This is a genomic window from Bergeyella porcorum (assembly GCF_042427575.1).
In the GTDB taxonomy this organism is placed as follows: domain Bacteria; phylum Bacteroidota; class Bacteroidia; order Flavobacteriales; family Weeksellaceae; genus Bergeyella; species Bergeyella porcorum.
Map to the genome: position 1 here is coordinate 40,619 of NZ_JBHMFD010000001.1, position 15,472 is coordinate 56,090.

General features: G+C 37.1%; 15 protein-coding genes and 2 tRNA genes. 7 read left to right on the forward strand and 10 right to left on the reverse strand.

Annotation, left to right across the window (positions count from 1 at the left end; all coding sequences use genetic code 11):
* Window positions 1–11 precede the first annotated feature (11 nt).
* The 3 genes from ric to ACFFUE_RS00185 all read left to right on the forward strand — a co-directional run bounded on the left by ric (window position 12) and on the right by ACFFUE_RS00185 (window position 1,628).
* Complete coding sequence (gene ric / locus ACFFUE_RS00175) at window positions 12–737, forward strand: iron-sulfur cluster repair di-iron protein (protein ID WP_376831725.1); 726 nt, start codon at window positions 12–14, stop codon at window positions 735–737.
* 78 nt (window positions 738–815) lie between these two features.
* Window positions 816–1,268 carry a hemerythrin domain-containing protein gene (locus ACFFUE_RS00180; RefSeq protein WP_327984386.1) on the forward strand — a complete coding sequence of 151 codons (453 nt, stop codon included), beginning with the start codon at window positions 816–818 and terminating at the stop codon, window positions 1,266–1,268.
* A 63-nt stretch (window positions 1,269–1,331) separates the two neighbouring features.
* Entirely contained in the window at window positions 1,332–1,628 is a 297-nt protein-coding gene (locus ACFFUE_RS00185; protein ID WP_327984387.1) for a hypothetical protein, read from the forward strand.
* Here ACFFUE_RS00185 and ACFFUE_RS00190 read toward each other — a convergent pair.
* Genes ACFFUE_RS00190 through ACFFUE_RS00200 form a run of 3 tightly spaced genes read right to left on the reverse strand, consistent with a single transcriptional unit; the run spans window position 1,606 to window position 5,377 of the window.
* Entirely contained in the window at window positions 1,606–3,639 is a 2,034-nt protein-coding gene (locus ACFFUE_RS00190; RefSeq protein WP_376831728.1) for a transporter-like protein, read from the reverse strand. The genes ACFFUE_RS00185 and ACFFUE_RS00190 overlap by 23 nt on opposite strands.
* Window positions 3,639–4,283: a monofunctional biosynthetic peptidoglycan transglycosylase gene (gene mtgA / locus ACFFUE_RS00195; protein ID WP_376831730.1), complete on the reverse strand. Its 645-nt coding sequence runs from the start codon at window positions 4,281–4,283 to the stop codon at window positions 3,639–3,641. The genes ACFFUE_RS00190 and mtgA overlap by 1 nt, the downstream gene beginning before the upstream one ends.
* A gap of 47 nt (window positions 4,284–4,330) precedes the next feature.
* Window positions 4,331–5,377 carry an ABC transporter substrate-binding protein gene (locus ACFFUE_RS00200; RefSeq protein WP_376831732.1) on the reverse strand — a complete coding sequence of 349 codons (1,047 nt, stop codon included), beginning with the start codon at window positions 5,375–5,377 and terminating at the stop codon, window positions 4,331–4,333.
* A gap of 46 nt (window positions 5,378–5,423) precedes the next feature.
* Between ACFFUE_RS00200 and ACFFUE_RS00205 the strand changes: the two genes are divergently transcribed.
* Window positions 5,424–5,497, forward strand: a tRNA-Arg gene (locus ACFFUE_RS00205).
* 148 nt (window positions 5,498–5,645) lie between these two features.
* Here ACFFUE_RS00205 and ACFFUE_RS00210 read toward each other — a convergent pair.
* Both ACFFUE_RS00210 and pncA read right to left on the reverse strand, forming a co-directional pair.
* A complete protein-coding gene (locus ACFFUE_RS00210; protein ID WP_376831734.1) occupies window positions 5,646–6,212 on the reverse strand; it encodes a nucleotidyl transferase AbiEii/AbiGii toxin family protein in 567 nt (188 codons plus the stop codon).
* Between the two features lie 71 nt (window positions 6,213–6,283).
* Window positions 6,284–6,889 (reverse strand): bifunctional nicotinamidase/pyrazinamidase, encoded by a 606-nt coding sequence (gene pncA / locus ACFFUE_RS00215; RefSeq protein WP_376831736.1) that lies wholly within the window; start codon window positions 6,887–6,889, stop codon window positions 6,284–6,286.
* 132 nt (window positions 6,890–7,021) lie between these two features.
* Between pncA and ACFFUE_RS00220 the strand changes: the two genes are divergently transcribed.
* Complete coding sequence (locus ACFFUE_RS00220) at window positions 7,022–7,597, forward strand: Crp/Fnr family transcriptional regulator (protein WP_376831738.1); 576 nt, start codon at window positions 7,022–7,024, stop codon at window positions 7,595–7,597.
* Window positions 7,598–7,654: 57 nt separating this feature from the next.
* Here ACFFUE_RS00220 and ACFFUE_RS00225 read toward each other — a convergent pair whose 3' ends face one another.
* Window positions 7,655–8,239 (reverse strand): porin family protein, encoded by a 585-nt coding sequence (locus ACFFUE_RS00225; protein WP_376831740.1) that lies wholly within the window; start codon window positions 8,237–8,239, stop codon window positions 7,655–7,657.
* Between the two features lie 134 nt (window positions 8,240–8,373).
* On the reverse strand, window positions 8,374–9,423 hold the full coding sequence (gene aroB / locus ACFFUE_RS00230; RefSeq protein WP_376831742.1) for a 3-dehydroquinate synthase: 1,050 nt from the start codon (window positions 9,421–9,423) through the stop codon (window positions 8,374–8,376).
* Between the two features lie 101 nt (window positions 9,424–9,524).
* Here aroB and ACFFUE_RS00235 point away from each other — a divergent pair, with 101 nt between their 5' ends.
* Window positions 9,525–10,694 carry a proline dehydrogenase family protein gene (locus ACFFUE_RS00235; RefSeq protein WP_376831744.1) on the forward strand — a complete coding sequence of 390 codons (1,170 nt, stop codon included), beginning with the start codon at window positions 9,525–9,527 and terminating at the stop codon, window positions 10,692–10,694.
* Window positions 10,695–11,192: 498 nt separating this feature from the next.
* Window positions 11,193–13,640 carry a replication restart helicase PriA gene (gene priA, locus ACFFUE_RS00240; protein ID WP_376831746.1) on the forward strand — a complete coding sequence of 816 codons (2,448 nt, stop codon included), beginning with the start codon at window positions 11,193–11,195 and terminating at the stop codon, window positions 13,638–13,640.
* A gap of 130 nt (window positions 13,641–13,770) precedes the next feature.
* Here priA and ACFFUE_RS00245 read toward each other — a convergent pair.
* The 3 genes from ACFFUE_RS00245 to trxB form a co-directional block, all read right to left on the reverse strand.
* A tRNA-Ser gene (locus ACFFUE_RS00245) sits at window positions 13,771–13,855 on the reverse strand.
* 113 nt (window positions 13,856–13,968) lie between these two features.
* Window positions 13,969–14,322: a fluoride efflux transporter CrcB gene (gene crcB, locus ACFFUE_RS00250; protein ID WP_376831748.1), complete on the reverse strand. Its 354-nt coding sequence runs from the start codon at window positions 14,320–14,322 to the stop codon at window positions 13,969–13,971.
* Window positions 14,323–14,332: 10 nt separating this feature from the next.
* Window positions 14,333–15,277 (reverse strand): thioredoxin-disulfide reductase, encoded by a 945-nt coding sequence (gene trxB / locus ACFFUE_RS00255; protein WP_376831750.1) that lies wholly within the window; start codon window positions 15,275–15,277, stop codon window positions 14,333–14,335.
* Window positions 15,278–15,472 lie beyond the last annotated feature (195 nt).

A 15,472-nucleotide genomic window follows, 5' to 3' on the forward strand; every position in this document is an offset into this window, starting at 1 on the left:
ATATTTGAATTATGAACACAAAAACAGACCTTATTGGTGATATTGTAGCTCAGGACTTTAGAACAGCTGCAATATTCAAAAAACATCATATAGATTTCTGCTGTAAAGGAGGCAGAACCATACAAGAAGCTTGTGAGCATAAGAACATAAATCCTGAGTTGCTCTACAATGAGATAGAAAACCTTCCGAAAGACAATGATTCTCAGATTGATTTTAATAACTGGGAATTAGATTTATTGGCAGATTATATAGAAAAAACGCACCATAGATATGTTACGGAAAAAATTCCAATTTTGCAGGCTTTCTTAGAAAAATTAGCTAAGGTGCACGGCGATAGGCATCCAGAACTTTTAGAGATAAAAAGTTTATTTGATGCTTCGGCACAAGATCTCTCTGCACATCTCAAGAAAGAAGAACTTGTTCTTTTCCCTTTTATAAGAAATATGGTAAAAGCTAAATTGGAGCAGTTGCCACTTCCACAGCCACATTTTGGTACCATTGAAAATCCAATTGCAATGATGAAAGAAGAACACAGTGTAGAGGGAGAAAGACTCAGAAAAATAGCAGAACTTACTGATGAATATCTTCCGCCAGCAGATGCTTGTAATACCTATAAGGTAACATTTGCAATGTTGCAAGAGTTTGAAGATGATTTACATAGACATATCCATTTGGAAAACAATATCCTCTTCCCAAAAGCCATTGCAATGGAAGAACAACTTAGGGTAAACGGATAGTAAAGAACCACCATAAATTTTAAGATAGAAGAGCAGTGGAATACATCATTGAGCTGCTCTTCTTTAAAAAAAAATCTGATGAAAAGAAACGAAAATCTAATTCCCTTATCCAGAGATCATCATTTTGGTTTGCTGTGTAGCTGGAAAATACGCGAAGGCATCAAGAAAAATATTTCTTACGAACGCATTAAAAGGTATATTAACTACTTTTGGGAACATCATCTCTCTACCCATTTTGATTTAGAAGACCATATTTTACCTAAGACTAATGATGCTATTCTATCCAAAAAAATGGAACAAGAGCATAAAGAAATTCAGAAGCTTATTAGTAGTATCAACCACTCTGATGATGTGAAACTTTTAGAAAGTTTTGCCCTCACACTTCAAAATCACATTCGCTTTGAAGAAAGAGTCTGTTTCCCCAATTATGAAAATCAGCTCTCCGAAGAAGAACTTTTTCAGATAGGCGAGGCTTTAAAAGACCAGCATATAGTTTTGGAAGACGCTTATGATGATGAGTTTTGGAAATAAAAATCGATAGAAATTTTTACTTTCGTTTTTTATTACTACTTTTCGCATCGTAAAATAATCCTAATGAGACCCAAAAAAAGACGAACTTTTGAATCCTCAGAATTGGTGAAATCTTTCGCAAAAATCTACGGATTTGAAGACAAACTTATTGCCCTTGAAGTAAAAGACTTCCTGGAAGAATACTTAGACGAAGCCTTATTTCAAGAAATAATCGCTGTGAATTTGGAGCAAAAGACCCTCAAAATCAAGATAAAATCTCCTCTGCTTAAAAATGATTTTCGCCTTAGAAAAAGCTTTTATTTGAATAAGTTTCAAGGGCTTTTTGAAGATGAAAAATTTAATGACCTTCAGATTGATTAGTCTTGTTTACTTTCATTTCTTCAGCTCTTTTTACCACTTCTGGAGACCTTACGGGAAAAAAGAAACTCATAGGATTCTTGATAAAGAAACGGAAGATTTCCTTTAAAATTTCTCCTACTTCATCAAAACTGATTTTTCTGGAACGCAACGCCAATCCCATTGATAATCCAAAACTTACCAGAAAGTTGAAGAGCCCAATGAGGAATACGGTGATTAGGCATATCCAAAATAGTGATAGTTCTACATCAAACCCTTTACCATAAAGCCCAATGGCAAAATTACCTGCCGCAAAGGTAATGTGGCGAATATCTATATCAATTCCGATGAATTTACCTATGGTTCCTGTAACGCCAAGGAATACGCCAAACCAGAAATTGGAGGCAATGCCTGCCCAATTTTTCTCATAATATTTGGATAGGGATTGTGCGGTTTTTTCACCTACAATATTCTTTAGCATAGGGTTTTTCGCAATTCTATTTGGGATGTTATAAAACACGGAGTTGTTCCCGATATTTCCAGAAATAATCCCTGAAATAAACAAATAAAAACCCGCTATACTAGCGTGAAACAACGCTTTGGATTCAAAAGGATTCAAATCTTTGAGCAAGATGGTAGATTTTTCAGCGGCAAAATTGTAGTTGAACAACACATCCAAACCATAGATTAACGCCAAAGATACCGGAAAAGCCCAAAGGACATTGCCTATAAAAGCTACAAACTGCGTTCTGAATAACCTTGAAACAAAAAGGGCAAAGTCTTGATAGTTTTTACGGGTGTTGACTTCATCTGATAATACCTTTGCCATTGTAGCTGCCGTCATTGCTGGTTGCTTGGTGGCCAATGTAAAGCCCATCAGATAAATCATAATAAAGCCCATTGCATAGTTGAATGCATACATAAAGGCGTGAGAAAATTCACTGCCAGCAGGGTAGGCGTACATCATTTTCAGAATACATAAAGCTCCTACCACTACACCACCGCCACTGGCTTTCCAGAACATTTTCATATACTCCTTCTGGGTAGAAGAGATATAATGCGACCCTGTCTCTGCCGTATGATTGGTGATGAGATGGGACATCAGTCGTGTACTGTCATTAAACAGTTCTGTGATGTTGTTTTTATGAGATTTGTATTCTAAAATATTAAAAATAAGCTTTTTAGATTTACTTACTTTGTCTTCCTCTTTATCTAAAATCAGCAAATGGATGATGTCTAATATCCTCTTAATCTGCTGTTTGATTTTCAATAAAGATTGATTGATTTTTCCAGAGATACCATATTTAGAGGAATTTTTAAAGGCGGTATCCACAAAGGTAAGGCACTGTTCTAAGTAAATTTTGATTTGCTTATAGTGTAGGTCTTTGCTGGTGAGCTGGTAGTTTTCATCTTTTCTGTACTCTCTATTGAGCAAATCCAGTTCGTCTTGAAGGGCTAAAAACGGATTATCGTAGTTTTTATACTCAGGCACCATATTCATCACACCGATATCCAACGCATTCCCAATGGCTCGCCACGCCAAGATATTGGCAGAAAAAAGCAATTCTTCCCTTACATTTTTTAGAGCAATAAATTTAGAAATTCCTAAAAGTTCAAAACATTCATCTAAATCTGTTTCGGAAATTTGTCTTAAATATTCTAAATCTTTACCTGGGCGAACGGAGACATAGTCTATCAGATACCAAATGGAACATTCATTATCCACGGGAGGTAATACCTTGTCCAGCAATCTTTTTTTCAGTTCAGGGAAAAACGCATTTTCGGATAAAATATTAGCTTCTGTCAAAGAGAGGTTAAAAGGTTTTCCGCTGAATAAACTACGGAGGTAATACCCTAAGTTTTCAGCAATTTCGGGCTTTTCTTTCAAGAAATCAAGGACAATTTCAAAGTCTTCACGCTTGATGCTATGCCATACTTCGTATAGAATATCAATGGACTGACTCTCATTCTTGAAAGTGAAATATTTCGTTAAAACTTTAGCAAAAGTTTCGGTGTTAGATTTTAAAAATCGCATTACTTTAGGGTAATATTATTCATTTGTTTTAGTATCCAAGTGTGTTTTTTCCTTAGATAAGGGGTAGGATTTTTAGGGTCATATTTTTGGGGATTGGGCAAAACTGCAGCAATCCAAGCGGCTTCACTTTTGGTTAAATCCATAGAAGATTTTCCAAAATAGTACTGTGCCGCTGCCTCTACCCCGAAAACACCTTGCCCCATTTCTATGGAATTGAGATAACGCTCTAAGATAATATCCTTGCTCCAAAATTTCTCTATGGTAAAGGTGTAGAACGCCTCTAAGCCTTTCCGTAGCCAACTTCTGCTTTGCCACAAGAAAACATTTTTAGCCGTCTGCTGAGAAATCGTGCTACCACCTCTCAGTTTTTTTCCTTGCTCATTATGTTTAATTGCTTTTTCAATGGCTTGATAATCAAATCCATTGTGGCTAAAAAACTTTTGGTCTTCCGATGCTAATACGGCTTTCTTTACATTGCTTCCCATTTCATCGTAGGCAATGTAGTCCCGTTTTAGTTTGCCATATTTCAGCAGTCCACCTATCTGTGTAATGGTGATGGGAGGGTTCATATAGCGTCCTGCAACTATTCCTAAAATGTTCAGAACGATGATGATGTAGATAATTCTTTTAATCAGTTTAAACATAAGATGATGCCAAAAAACTGTACAAAAATAATGATTAAAATTGAACTTTACTTTAATTCTTTCATATAACGCAAAGTATCATTGGGTAGCCACTGTGGATGCAGAGCCTTGATATAATCTTTCAAAACGAGGTCTGCTCGCACGGCACCACTTTCAAAGAAATCATTCGCCATACCGAGTTGCCTTGCATTGGTGGTGAATATTTTCCCTTGTTGAAACACTTTGAGCTGGGCATAGTGTGGTTGCATCATCAGCATTTCTTTTTTAGATTGGTAATTTCCTGCATTCACCCATACGGTAGCCTCTTTCGCTTTCGCATAGACTTCTTCAAAACTCATAGGGACTGCTTTTTCTTCCAGATTATCTTTCAGGATATAACGCCCGCCAGCATCTGCAATATAAGCCGCAGTAAAAGTCTTTCCACCAGAGAGAAACCATTGATTGCCATACATTTCGTTGGTCAAAACGATAGGCTGAGGAGTAAGGTGTTTTGCAACACTGATTAAAGAATCATAACGGGTTTTAATCTCTGAAAATCGTTCATTGGCTTTTGTCTCCACACCAAAGAGTTTCCCGAAAAGTAATAAATACCTTGATTTGTCCAAAGGCTTTTGTTCTAAGTATTCATCTAAAAAAATCAGTTCTATGCCATTTTTTTTCAGCAAATCGTAGGTGTTTTCAAAACTGGCAATGTAGTTGGTGAAAATAGCATCAGGCTTTAAGGCAATAATTTTTTCCACATCATATTTCTGTTCGTTGCCTATATTTTGTATCTTATTTTGCCCAATAAGTTTCAGAATAGTTTCAGAATAGATATACTCGGGGCTTGAAACGCCTACAATATTCTGTTCCAAATTCAGCTCTGTAAAATAACCCACCAAACTGGAATTGAGCAAGACCACGCGTTTAAAAGGTAGCTTTTCTGATGGGATTTTATAAGTAAATTTCCCCGATTTTAGCTCTAAAAAACCGTTCTGCTCTTTCATTTGCACTCTTTCGGAGATGGTTACTCCTTCGTGATGGTGGTTGTAACTTTCTTTTTTACAAGAAGTTAAACCTAAAATAAAAATAAATGTAAAAAAAATCCTTTTCATATTTCAAAGAAAAGAAAAAAGTACTATATTTGCAAACCGAAAGAACGGACGCGTAGCTCAATTGGATAGAGCGTCAGATTACGGCTCTGAAGGTTGGGGGTTCGACTCCTCCCGCGTTCACAAACCACTAATGGATTGGATATCAATTTGTTAGTGGTTTTTATTTATAGGCTTTCCCCACTTTTTCCCTACAATATTTTTTGATAACTTTTAAATTTCAATAATATCACTTCCCTTTTATCAATAGAAAATAAAAAATGGGAATACTTCATATATTTCCATTTATCCTATTTTGTAAATCTTTGATTTTCTCTATCAATTCGGAAAATGATAGACTATTTCCCACAATCATATTTTGTTGCATCAATTTATAATCGTTTTCCCATTTAGGAAAAACCTCATCTGGTGGAATGATACTGATTTTCTCTTTTTGATGATTTTCAAAGGAAATTCCTTTGGCATTATTCATCACTTTTCTAAAATCAGCAATGTCTTGGAATAATTTATCGTCGTTTAGAGCATTTTCTGCATATGCCGTGTGCGTTATTTTCTCCAAATCGTATAAATGTCTACTGAGTTTATCAAAACGGATTTTTTCGGTGGGTTTTGTAAATTCTTCGTGCAATAGAAAAATTTTCTCCAAAAAAGTTTTGGTAGGAACAATTACATTAACCTCAAAATCAGCAAAAACAAAATCTCTTTTCTCAAAACTTTGGTCAATATAAGAATTAACTTTTCTGTTTTCGGAGGGTTCAGACAAAGCCCTTGCCCCCATTTCAATCACGATTTTCTTCTGGATATGATTTTGGATCGGAACTACCGAATGATAATACAATTCCAGCCGATTGGGGTCGCTGGTATCAGCTGGTTTGTAATTTAAGAGTAAAATTTTTGTTTACACATTATTTATCCTAAGATGGTAACGCCGTTTTCAAGCATTTGATAGATGGCATTTTTAGCATTGTCTGGTTTTACATTCACGGCTTTGGTACCGTTGAAATGGAGGCAAGTGATGAATCCCGCTCTGGCAGCATCTATACAGGTATCTTTCACGCAATAGTCTAATGCCAAGCCCACGATTTCTACCAACTGGATATCGTGGTATTTGAGGAAATCTTCCAAACCCGTTTTCATAAAGTGGTTATTATCTTGAAAGGCACTATAGCTATCCACCTCTTCATTTTTCCCTTTCTGGATGATGTGTGTGGCTTTGGAGGTATTCAAATCTTTGTGAAACTCTGCCCCGAAGCTTCCCTGTACACAGTGGTCTGGCCACATAAATTGCGGAATACCATTGAGGCTAATGGTTTCGCCCACTTGCTTTCCATTGTTAGAAGCAAAACTTTTGTGGTTGGCAGGGTGCCAATCTTGGGAGAAAATGATTTGGTCATAATCATTGGTTTCCATCAGCTCGTTGATATAAGGGACAATCTCGCTGGCATTAGGCACCGCCAGGGCTCCACCTTCACAGAAATCGTTTTGTACATCTACTACAATAAGTGCTTTTTTCATATTATCATTTTGATTTTTAAAAATTGAAATTGTTGAACTTTATTATTTTTGATGTAAATTTACTCAAAATTTTAGCCAGATGATTTTTATAGGTCATTTTGGCAGATTATTTTTTTAGTAATATTATTTGATATGGAAAATATAGAACATTATCTTTCCGAAGTTTTGGAAATTCCCAAAGAATTTATTGCCCAATGCGGGGCATATTATACAACAAAGAAAGTGAAAAAAGGAGAGTTTTTGCTTCTCGAAGGTGAGGTCTGTGCCCATACCTACTTTGTGGAAAAAGGATTGCTTAGGATGTATTCTGTAGATAAAAACGGGAAGGAGCATATCATACAGTTTGCTCCAGAATCTTGGCTCATCAGCGATAGGAGTTCGTTGTATTTCAATGAAAAATCCAAATATTATATAGAAGCGGTGGAAGAATCGGAGGTTTTATTTCTTACTTTAGATTTTTTTCAAAACCTCAATATCCAGTTTCCTGAAAGTATCGTGAATAATGATTTGCTGCTGCAAAGGCATATCCGCAATCTTCAGAATCGGGTTAATTCTTTACTATCAGATACCGCGGAAGAGCGTTACCTCAGCTTTATAAAGATGTACCCCGATATTTTGCAACGGGTTCCACAGTGGATGGTGGCTTCTTATCTGGGGATCACCCCAGAGAGTTTGAGCCGAGTAAGAAAAGAGTTGGTGAAAAAATAAGGAGGGTCTCTTGAGCCTCCTTATCCTTCTGTTAAATATCAATAACTTAAACTTGTATTAAAACTTGAAAGCCAAGCCTACTTGTAAGTTGTTGTTCTTCACAGCATCTCCGCTGTTATTCTTGCGGATATCAGTGAAACCAGCCACATATCTTGCGGTGATACCGATATTCTGTGTGAAGTAATATCCTGCACCTAAACCTAATCCGAAATCAAAAGCATTGTAATTATCTTTTGAATTCAGAGCGTTGAGTAGGGTGTTTGCTGTACTATTACCTGTATCAAGTTTAGTATTTACCAAAAATCCAAACTGAGGGCCTGCTTCAAGATAAAACTCTGGTGTAGCATTATATTGGAACATTACAGGTACATTAATGTAATCCATATTAAGTTTTACATCGTTATTAAGTACCGTAGCTTTTGCTCCTTGATTGCTATAAAGCACCTCTGGTTGTACGCTGAAAGATTCGGCCACTGGTACATTCACGAATGCTCCTGCATAAAATCCAATCTTAGATTTTGGTTCACTAGTGAGTATGTTTCCAGAAAGCGAAGAAACATTCATCCCTCCTTTAATACCAAACTGTTGTGCGAAAGATAATGAACTTACAGCAATAGCTGCTCCTAAAAATAACTTTTTCATAATGTTTTAAACTTTTATTTTACATTCTATCCTCTCGCAAGGACTATGCCAAAATTTTAAAATAGAACTACGAAAAGCTTATATAATTTCCATCTGATGGAGATGAATAGGAGCTTTGTAAATGTGGTAAATGGTTATAAATCAAAGGTATTTTGTTTATAAAATTCCAAGCTTTTAATGATGTTTCGGGTATCGCATTCGTAATCAAAAACACTACTTCCAATATTGTTTATAAGGGCAAATTTAATCTTTCCATCGGCGTTTTTCTTATCGTTTCTCATCATTGCCAAAATGTCCTCGTTCGTAAAGTCTGAAATATCTACATAAGGATAATACTTGCTAATATTTTGGATGATGGAAGTAGCTGTTGGCTCATCAATCAAATTTTCAAGTACGGCAAGCCAAGTTTCGGCTATCATACCTATGGCAACACATAATCCGTGTGGTATAAGGTTCCCTTGTTTCAGGAAAAGGCTCTCTATAGCGTGCCCTATGGTGTGTCCAAAGTTGAGCGTTTTTCGGATATTCATCTCTTTAAAATCTTGCTCTACTACTTTTTGTTTTATCTGCATAGAGCGTTCTATCATTGGGGCAATGGCTTCTGCGGAGAGAGTATCTATGGCGGTGAGCTGTTCCCAATGGGTAGCGTCTGCAATAAGACCGTGTTTCAGCATTTCGGCAAAACCACTTACCAATTCTTCGTAGGGTAAAGTTTTTAGAAACGGAGGATATACAAAGAGTTGCTCTGGCAAGGCAAAGGTTCCAATGATGTTTTTGAGAAAGAGATGGTCTATCCCAGTCTTTCCCCCAATAGAGGCATCGCACATCCCCAAGAGTGTCGTCGGGATATTGATGAAAGGGAAACCTCTTTTATAGGTAGAAGCAATGAAGCCCCCCATATCGGTAATCACACCGCCCCCGAGATTGATGAGCAGAGATTTTCTATCCGCCTCAAATTCTGAAAAAATTTCCCAAAGCTGCACCGCCGTATTGATGTTTTTCAGCTCTTCACCCGCTTCTATTTCAATCACTTCAAAAGGAATATCCGTTTCCAAATTGCCCAATAGGGTAGGAAGGCAGTATTGGTGTGTGTTTTCATCTACCAAAATTAAAATTTTGCTGGGTGTGCACTGCTGTATATACTGGTTAAGCTGAGAAAAATTATCGTCAAGTATTGTTATCATTCCGAATTTTATTTTTTACAAAAGTAATTAATTGGAATTAAAATTTTAAGATTTCAACAACTATTAGTAAATTTGACGCTGAAAAGTTATTCTATAATATTATGTCAATTTTCAACGATACCAAGATAGCGTTCCAAGATAAAACTACGGAACAACTGAAGAAAGCCAAATGGATGTTCAAAGCCATAGAAAACCCAACACTTACGGGCGTAGGTATAGGGCTTTTGAATTTTTCCATTAAGAATAATTTTCCCTTTGTGGAAGGCATTGTACGCAAGACTTTGTTCGAACAGTTTGTAGGAGGAGAAACCCGTGAGAAGAGCAAGGAGGTAGTGCAAAAGCTGCATAAGCATCATATCGGTAGTATTTTTGACTACTCTATTGAAGGGAAAGAAGATGAGCAAACCTTTGATCATACTTGCGAGGAAATTATAGAAAATATCAAATTTGCAGAAGGTAACCCAGCCATTCCGTTTGTGGTGTTTAAGCCTACGGGATTTGGAAGACTAGACTTGTATGCAGAAGTTCAGGCAGGAAAAGAATTGACAACCAGTGAGAAAGCAGAATGGGAACGCATAGTAAAGCGTTATGAAAAGGTGTGCCAGTTGGCTTATGAGAAAAATGTGATTCTGATGGTAGATGCCGAGGAAACTTGGATACAAACGGCTGTAGATAACTTGGTAAACGAAATGAAGGCGAAGTACAATAAGGAAAAAGCCATCGTTTGGAATACCATACAGATGTACAGAACAGGGCGTATAGAATATCTGGAAGAAGATTTGAAAAGAGCCAACGAAAAAGGGTATTATCTAGGGTACAAGTTTGTGCGTGGGGCGTATATGGAAAAAGAAAGAGCCAGAGCTCAGGAAATGGGATATCCAGATCCTATCCAGCCTAATAAGCAAGCCACCGATGACAATTACAATGCGGGAATAGATTTTGTGATGAGAAACTTGGACAAAGTATCTGCATTCTTCGGAACACACAATGAAAAATCTACCGAGTTGGTAATGGATAGAATGAAAGCCCTGAACCTGCCCAACGATTATGAGAAAATTCATTTCGGACAGCTTTATGGAATGAGTGATAACATCACCTATTTCCTTGGAGATAGCAACTATAATGCTACCAAATATCTACCTTACGGGCCTGTGAAAGATGTAGTGCCTTACCTTACCAGAAGAGCACAAGAAAACACTTCCGTAGCAGGGCAAACGGGAAGAGAATTGGGCTTGATAGAAAAAGAACTCAAGCGTAGAAAAGGTCTGTAATAGCATACCAGCATACCAATGAAAAAGTAGCCGACTACCATTAATGGAGTCGGCTTTTTACATATCAGTAAGCGTTTCGTTTAGAAGAGTCTTATTGATACCATTATTTGTAATATAAATCATTTTTGCGATAAAATGTTTTTAAAATGCTATAAATATTGTGTTTGTTGAATAAAAATAACAAAAAATAATCTAATGTAAAAGGAAAATGACCTGATGTAACGCCAAAATAAGCCGATGTAAGAGGAAAATAAGCTGATGTAAGCCCGTTTTACACTGATGCAACAAGAAAATAGCCAGATGTTTTCCGTTTTATTAAGATGTAATTCCGTTTTTTATAAATGTAGATAGTAAAAATGATAATGTTTGTTAAAATAATAAAATTTAAGGTAAATCTGTTTCCCGATGAGCTATTTTTTGGATGATGGAACATTGTTCATCAATCTTTTTTTCTTTAATTAATCCTTAAATTTGCACACTGAAATAAGCTACAAAAAATTGAAATTCGCACAAGTTGTTTTACCTCTCAATCTAAAAGGAACTTTCACTTATGAAGTTCCCGAAGCTTTAATGGAAGAAATTCAGGTTGGGGTAAGGGTGTTGGTTTCCTTCGGAGGAAAAAAAATCTACACAGGATTGGTCTTTGAACTGCACAACAATGCTCCTGAAAATTTTGTCCCGAAAGAAATCATCAGCATTTTAGATGAATTTCCTATTCTAAATGAAGCACAAATATCATTTTACAATTGGCTTTCAGAGTATTATATGTGTCATCTGGGAGAGGTGTACCGCTATGCTTTTCCAGGCTCGTTGAAATTGGAGAGCGAAACCTACCTCAAGCTAAAACCCAATGTTACCATAGATTTTGAAAACTTAGATGGCAACGAAATCTATTTGATTCAGGCATTAGAAGTACGGCAGTTGATTAATATCTCGGAGATAGAAGCTTTTATCCCGAAAAAACACATTATGAAAACCATCAATGGATTGCTTGATTTACAATACATTGAAATAGATGAAAAAGTAACCGAAAAATACAAAGCCAAGGAAGTGGCTTATCTGCGAATTTCAGAGGCGGGAGCAGAGAAAGAAGCCCTTCCCAATCTATTACTCGCTCTTAAAAAATCGCCTAAGCAGAAAGAATTATTTCTTACCCTTTTGGAACTGCAAACCGAGCAGCCACATCGCCCAATAAGAAAATCGGAAGTTTTTGAAATGGGAAATTTCGGCAACACCCATCTAAAACCATTGATAGAAAAAGGCTTGGTGGAAGAATACTATCTTCAAAAAGACCGTATAGAAGGCTATGAAGGCGAAATAGAAGCAGTGGAAGAGCTGAGCGATGTGCAGAAGCAAGCTAAAAAAGAAATAGACATCGCATTTGAAGAAGGAAAAAATGTATTGCTCCACGGCGTGACTTCCTCTGGTAAAACACATCTTTATATAGACAAGATAGAAGAAACGCTTGGGCAGGGCAAAAATGTTCTGTTTCTATTGCCAGAGACTTCATTGGCGAAACAAATCATCCAGCGATTAGAAAAAAAATATGGAAATCAAATAGGTTTTTACCATCAGAAACTCACCGATTTTGAAAGGGTAGAAGTCTGGAAACGCATCAGAAAAAACGAGGTCAGAATTCTTATCGGTACTCGCAATGCCCTCTTTTTACCGTACCAAAATTTAGGATTAATCATCGTAGATGAGGAGCACGATAGTGCCTACCGCCCTCGCGAGGTTTCTCCTTATTTTAATGCCAAAGATGCTGCCCTAATGTTGGCTCATTGCTATGGTGCTAGAGTGATTTTAGGCTCTGCAACACCTTCGGTAGAGAGTTATTGGCTAGCCAAGAAAGATAGAATACGGTATGTTTTTTTAGGCGAAAGATATGGAAATGTGGCGCTGCCTACTTTTGAGATTGTCAATTTCAAGGAAGCTCAGGATACCAAAAAGGTGAATGGCAATTTTACGCTTTCCACGATAGAGCAGATGCAGGGGCTTTTGGAACAACGGAAGCAAATCATTGTATTGCACAATAGAAGAGGCTATGCCAATGTGGTAGAATGCGAAAGCTGCGGCTATGTAGCCTATTGCAGCAATTGTGATGTGGTGATGACCTATCATAAGTATTCTAACGAACTGAAATGCCACTATTGTGGCCATAGAACCTCTAAGCCTAAAACCTGTCCCAAATGTTTCTCTGAAAACCTTAATACCAAAGGGCTGGGGGTAGAGCAGGTCTATGAAGAAGTTGCCCGTCTGTTTCCCGATGCAGGAGTAGATAGGATGGATGTAGATGCGATGCGAAGAAAATTTGCCTACGAAAAACTCTACGAAAAAATAGAAGAAAGAGAAACCAACATCATTGTAGGCACTCAGATGATAGCCAAGGGGCTAGATTTCCCCTTTATTGATTTGGTAACTATTCCGCGAGCAGATCAGATGCTGTATGTGCAAGATTTCCGAGCAGAGGAGCGAGCCTATCAGCTCATTATGCAGGTCTCGGGGCGTGCAGGGCGTGCTTCGGGGCAGGGGAAAATTATCATCCAAACCTACAACCCGTTTCATTCCATTTTTCAAAAAATAAAAGAAGGCGATGCAGATGCCATTTATACTTACTTTCTAGAAGAGAGAAAGAAATTTTTATATCCACCATACACCAAAACCATTATGATAGAACTGAAACACCGCAGGGAAGATAAAGTAAACCGAGCATCTCAGTTTTTAGGTTCTATTCTCAGAAAATATTTACCTTACGAATGTGTTTTTGGTCCAGAAAAATCACCAATAGGCAAAATTAACCTTTTGTATCAGTATCAGATAATGCTCAAACTTCCGAGAGGGAAAAAGTATCAAGCTTACAGGGAAAAAGTGTTGCTTAGTTTAGAAGAGTTTAATGAAGTGCAAGCCTATCAAAGTATTAAGAAGCAAATTTATGTGGACTATTAACTATGATGATGATTTGTAGTAGGGTGAATATTAAGAAATAATAGAAGAAATGAAACTTGTTAACTTTTGTTAACTTCTATTAACTTAAAACAACAAAACCCTGATTTTATCAGGGTTTTAAAGTATTCTGCGGAGAGAGAGGGATTCGAACCCCCGGACCTGTTACAGTCAACGGTTTTCAAGACCGCCGCAATCGACCACTCTGCCATCTCTCCAAAAACAAGCTATTTCCTTGTTTTCATTGGTGCAAATATAGAATGTTTTTTTGGTTTGAACAAATTATTTTTGCAATTATTTTTTAACCGATTGATTTTAAATTAGAAAAGTTTTATTTACCTAATTGAAAGCCCAATAAAACAGCACCTATACCGCATAAAATACTAAGTAAAATATAGAGTGAAAGCATTAAAAATTGCTGATTTTGCCATAGCGTAAGGTTTTCTAATGAAAATGTAGAAAAAGTGGTGAGCCCTCCACACAACCCTACCAACAGTAATGAGCGAAGTGCTGAATCAGACTTTGCTAAAAACGAACTTAAAAATCCGATGACCAGACAGCCTAAAAGATTGGCTAAAAAGGTTCCCATAGGAAAGCCCCCGATGGACAATGCCTTATGGGTATAATGAGAAATTAGGAAGCGTAAAACACTTCCTAATCCTCCTCCTATAAAGATGTATAACAAACTTTTCAAATTAGTGTAATTCTTGCAAGTAACGCTCTGCATCTATAGCTGCCATACAACCAGATCCTGCCGCTGTAATGGCTTGTCTGTAGATATGGTCCTGAACATCTCCCGCTGCAAATACACCTGGCAGGTTGGTTCTAGATGAGCCTTTTTCGGTTACGATATAGCCATTTTCATCGGTGGTGATTTGCCCTTTAAAAATAGCAGTATTGGGCTGATGTCCTATGGCAATGAAAATACCGTGAACATCTATCTTGGATGTTTCTTGTGTTTGGTTGTTGATAACAACCGCTCTTTCTACCAAATTGTTTTCTCCTTCGATGCCGATAAGCTCGTGGTGAAAGAGGACTTCTATATTAGGCGTATTTTCCACTCGGTGTACCATCGCTTTGGAAGCACGGAAGTGGTCTTTTCTTACCAACATCGTTACTTTTTTGCAAAGCTTGGCAAGGTAAGTAGCTTCCTCAGCAGCGGTATCGCCTGCACCTACTACAATCACTTCTTTCCCTTTATAGAAAAATCCATCGCAAGTAGCACAAGCAGAAACGCCACCTCCTGCGTATTTTTTCTCGTCTTCTAAGCCTAGATATTTTGCTGTAGCTCCCGTGGAGATGATTACTGTTCTAGCCAATACTTCTTTATCTCCTCCTGCCCAAAGCTTGTGTATGCCACCCACTTCTTTAGCAAATTCTACTTTGGTAATCATTTCATAATGAACTTTGGTATCAAACCTTTCGGCTTGTTTCTGTAAATCCATCATCATTTCAGGGCCTGTGATGCCATTAGGATACCCTGGGAAATTGTCCACTTCTGTGGTGGTGGTAAGCTGTCCACCAGGTTCTAATCCTGTGTATAGCTGTGGTTTTAGGTCGGCTCTTGCAGCGTAGATGGCTGCGGTAAATCCTGAAGGGCCTGAACCGATAATCACACAATCTTGAATATTTTGTTCCATTTTTTTGAATTTATTTTTCTGTTAAATGAATTGTTATTTTAATGATTTTTTGAAAGCTCAAAATTCGGAATTTTATTTGGTTTAAAAAATTTAAAACCATTTATTTTTTCAATAATCTTATTTTAAAGGAATTTTTTTAAGTTCCTTTTTACTTCTTATGGTGTTGGTCTGAGTAATTAGAATTCTAATATCAAA

Excerpts from the sequence above, each read along its gene's own strand:
- aroB (WP_376831742.1), bottom strand. The coding sequence starts at position 9,423 with ATGATAACAATACTTGACGATAATTTTTCTCAGCTTAACCAGTATATA.
- ACFFUE_RS00185 (WP_327984387.1), top strand. The coding sequence starts at position 1,332 with ATGAGACCCAAAAAAAGACGAACTTTTGAATCCTCAGAATTGGTGAAA.
- ACFFUE_RS00225 (WP_376831740.1), bottom strand. The coding sequence starts at position 8,239 with ATGAAAAAGTTATTTTTAGGAGCAGCTATTGCTGTAAGTTCATTATCT.
- pncA (WP_376831736.1), bottom strand. The coding sequence starts at position 6,889 with ATGAAAAAAGCACTTATTGTAGTAGATGTACAAAACGATTTCTGTGAA.
- ACFFUE_RS00180 (WP_327984386.1), top strand. The coding sequence starts at position 816 with ATGAAAAGAAACGAAAATCTAATTCCCTTATCCAGAGATCATCATTTT.
- ACFFUE_RS00220 (WP_376831738.1), top strand. The coding sequence starts at position 7,022 with ATGGAAAATATAGAACATTATCTTTCCGAAGTTTTGGAAATTCCCAAA.
- ACFFUE_RS00200 (WP_376831732.1), bottom strand. The coding sequence starts at position 5,377 with ATGAAAAGGATTTTTTTTACATTTATTTTTATTTTAGGTTTAACTTCT.
- ric (WP_376831725.1), top strand. The coding sequence starts at position 12 with ATGAACACAAAAACAGACCTTATTGGTGATATTGTAGCTCAGGACTTT.
- trxB (WP_376831750.1), bottom strand. The coding sequence starts at position 15,277 with ATGGAACAAAATATTCAAGATTGTGTGATTATCGGTTCAGGCCCTTCA.
- mtgA (WP_376831730.1), bottom strand. The coding sequence starts at position 4,283 with ATGTTTAAACTGATTAAAAGAATTATCTACATCATCATCGTTCTGAAC.
- ACFFUE_RS00235 (WP_376831744.1), top strand. The coding sequence starts at position 9,525 with ATGTCAATTTTCAACGATACCAAGATAGCGTTCCAAGATAAAACTACG.
- ACFFUE_RS00190 (WP_376831728.1), bottom strand. The coding sequence starts at position 3,639 with ATGCGATTTTTAAAATCTAACACCGAAACTTTTGCTAAAGTTTTAACG.